This window comes from Streptomyces sp. NPDC055078, from assembly GCF_053607985.1.
In genome coordinates, this window is sequence record NZ_JBSGUP010000813.1 from 1 (window position 1) to 3290 (window position 3290).

The following is a 3290-nucleotide window of genomic DNA, read 5'->3' on the forward strand; positions in this document are numbered from 1 at the left end:
GCTCGGTGGTCGGCGTCCCCGCCCTGGTGCGGCGGCGCTGGCGCGGCGGCCTGGCGGCGCGCGCCGGGCGCTCCTCCACCGGGGCGGACCGACGGCCACGGCCGCCCGTCTCGCCCAGGTCCTCGACCTCCTCCGCCGACAGACCCGCCCGGGTCCGCTCGGCCCGGGGCAGCACACCCTTGGTGCCCGGCGGGATGCTCAGCTCCTCGAAGAGGTGCGGCGAGGTGGAGTACGTCTCGACCGGGTCGTGGAACCCCAGGTCCAGCGCCTTGTTGATCAGCTGCCAGCGCGGGATGTCGTCCCAGTCCACCAGCGTCACCGCCGTACCGGACGCACCGGCGCGGGCGGTGCGGCCCACGCGGTGGAGGTAGGTCTTCTCGTCCTCCGGCGACTGGTAGTTGATGACATGGGTGACACCCTCGACATCGATGCCGCGCGCGGCGACATCGGTGCAGACCAGGACGTCCACCTTGCCGTTGCGGAATGCCCTCAGGGCCTGCTCGCGCGCGCCCTGCCCCAGGTCGCCGTGGACCGCGCCGGAGGCGAACCCGCGGCGGGCGAGCTGCTCCGCGATGTCCGCCGCCGTCCGCTTCGTACGGCAGAAGACCATCACGAGTCCGCGGCCATCGGCCTGGAGGATCCGGGAGACCATCTCGGGCTTGTCCATGGAGTGCGCGCGATACACCCGCTGGGTGATGTTCGCGACGGTCGCGCCCTCGTCGTCCGGCGCGGTCGCGCGGATATGCGTGGGCTGTGTCATATAGCGGCGGGCGAGTCCGATGACCGCGCCCGGCATCGTCGCCGAGAACAGCATCGTCTGGCGCCGCGCCGGCAGGAGCTGGATGATCTTCTCGACGTCGGGCAGAAAGCCCAGGTCGAGCATTTCGTCGGCCTCGTCGAGGACGAGCGCCCGCACCTTGGACAGGTCGAGCTTCTTCTGGCCGGCCAGGTCGAGGAGCCGCCCGGGCGTGCCGACGATCACGTCGACGCCCTTGCGGAGTGCCTCCACCTGAGGCTCGTAGGCGCGACCGCCGTAGATCGCGAGCACCCGGACGTTCCGCACCTTGCCGGCGGTGAGCAGGTCATTGGTGACCTGCGTGCACAGCTCGCGGGTGGGGACGACGACGAGCGCCTGCGGCGCGTCGGTGAGCTGCTCGGGCTTCGCCCGGCCCGCCTCGACGTCCGCCGGGACGGTCACTCGCTCCAGGAGCGGCAGGCCGAAACCGAGGGTCTTGCCGGTGCCGGTCTTGGCCTGGCCGATCACATCGGTGCCGGAGAGCGCGACGGGGAGCGTCATCTCCTGAATGGGGAAGGGGGACAGAATGCCGACAGCTTCGAGTGCTTCGGCTGTTTCGGCCAGGATCCCGAGATCCCGGAAAGTCGTGGGCTGCGTAGTCAGGGTGTTGCCTCTTCTGTGAGACGCGGCGCGAGGCGAACGCTGGGGGTCGTACCGCACGTACATGGGCCGGCCGTGGGTTGGCCGGATGGCGCGGGACCACTGCCGTCGCTCGAGCGCTCGTGCCGCTGAGGGGGCCCCTCATCTGCGGTCGTACGACAGAGCGCACGGCCCGCGTGGAGGGCGGTCGGTTCGGAGCCGATCGTGCCACCGACCGGGCATCCACATGGGGGCAGAAGGAAAGGATCCTTCGATTCAAACACTGTTCAAACACTGTGATCGCCCGCCGAGCAAACCCAAACGCTCAGCAGGCGCATTACCACTGTACCCCGGATTCGCGCATGTGTGTTGGGCGAATTCGTAGGAACCGTGGTTGTGGCGGCTCGGCGGGGACTCTCCGGCCCGGCTGACCAGGCCCGTACGACCCCCGGCGAGCGGGCTATTGTGCGCTTCATGGAGACGTCTGACAACGCCACTGAACACACCGGGATCGCCGCCCAGGACTGGGCCGCGGCGTCCGCCGACCCCCAGTACCGCGCGGCCGTCGTCGATCTTCTCGGGGCGCTCGCCTACGGAGAGCTGGCCGCCTTCGAACGGCTCGCCGAGGACGCCAAGCTCGCGCCGACCCTCGCCGACAAGGCGGAGCTGGCGAAGATGGCCTCCGCGGAGTTCCACCACTTCGAGCGGCTGCGCGACCGGATCACCGCCATCGAGGCCGAGCCGACCGCCGCGATGGAGCCCTTCGCCCAGGCGCTGGACGACTTCCACCGCCAGACCGCGCCGTCCGACTGGCTGGAGGGCCTGGTGAAGGCGTACGTCGGCGACTCGATCGCCAGCGATTTCTACCGCGAGGTGGCCGCCCGCCTCGACTCCGACACCCGCGCCCTGGTGCTCGCGGTGCTCGATGACACCGGTCACGGCAACTTCGCCGTGGAGAAGGTGCGTGCCGCCATCGAGGCCGATCCCCGGCTCGGCGGCCGGCTCGCGCTGTGGGCACGCAGGCTGATGGGCGAGGCGCTCTCCCAGGCCCAGCGGGTGGTGGCGGAGCGCGACGCGCTCTCCACGATGCTGGTGGGCGGTGTGGCGGACGGCTTCGATCTGGCGGCGGTCGGCGAGATGTTCTCCCGGATCACCAAGGCCCACACCAAGCGGATGGCGGCGCTGGGCCTCGCGGCCTGACCGGGCACCAGGGCGGATCGCGCGGCCGTGGTTCGTCGCCCGACCGGGCACTGGGGCGCGGATGGCGCTGCTGGGCTCTTGCCCTGACCGCGCACCATACGGCTGGGCGGCTTCGCGGCCCGACCGCGCGGCGCCCCCGGGGCCGTACGCACGGGGCCGTACACACCGCCGCCGGGTCAGAGGGGGACCGCGCCGCGCAACCGGCGCGCGGTCGGCCGCAGCAGCAGCGAGAGCAGGACCGCCCCGATCAGCAGCGCGCCCACCAGGGTCCACAGCGGATGCCCCGGGCCCAGCGCCTCATGGGTCACATAGGCGCCGAAGACGGCCCCGAGCGGTCCCGTGAGGAAGACCACACGGCGGGCGGGCAGCCGCCCGGCGAGTCGGCGGTCGGCGGCCCAGGCGAGGGCCAGACCGAGCAGAGCGGAACCGAGCGCTTCCAGCAGCACTGCTGATCACCTCGCGGGACGCCGGTACGGGCAATGGGGTCGTAGCCCGTACTACCCTGCGGTCACCGGGAACAACCCTCCGTGAGAGGTGAACACGCCCGGCCGCGGAGCCGGAACGCGCCCGGCCGCGGAGCCGGAACGCGCCCGGCCGCGGAGCCGGAACGCGCCCGGCCGCGGAGCCGGAGCGCGCGCGTCCGCGAAGCCCGGACCACCCTCCGCCCCCCGGCACCGGAACCCGTCCGGCACCGGAACCCCGAACGGTACCGACC

3 protein-coding genes are annotated in these 3290 nt (G+C 72.1%); 1 reads left to right on the forward strand and 2 read right to left on the reverse strand.

Translation table 11 applies throughout. From position 1 onward, the window contains the following. A partial coding sequence (locus ACWF94_RS37095; RefSeq protein ID WP_453499099.1) for a DEAD/DEAH box helicase occupies nucleotides 1–1462 on the reverse strand: 1462 nt, incomplete at its 3' end. Nucleotides 1463–1849: 387 nt separating this feature from the next. Between ACWF94_RS37095 and ACWF94_RS37100 the strand changes: the two genes are divergently transcribed. Continuing rightward, nucleotides 1850–2575: a ferritin-like fold-containing protein gene (locus tag ACWF94_RS37100; RefSeq protein WP_453499101.1), complete on the forward strand. Its 726-nt coding sequence runs from the start codon at nucleotides 1850–1852 to the stop codon at nucleotides 2573–2575. A gap of 176 nt (nucleotides 2576–2751) precedes the next feature. Here ACWF94_RS37100 and ACWF94_RS37105 read toward each other — a convergent pair whose 3' ends face one another. Then, on the reverse strand, nucleotides 2752–3021 hold the full coding sequence (locus tag ACWF94_RS37105) for a hypothetical protein (RefSeq protein WP_453499103.1): 270 nt from the start codon (nucleotides 3019–3021) through the stop codon (nucleotides 2752–2754). Nucleotides 3022–3290: the final 269 nt, after the last annotated feature.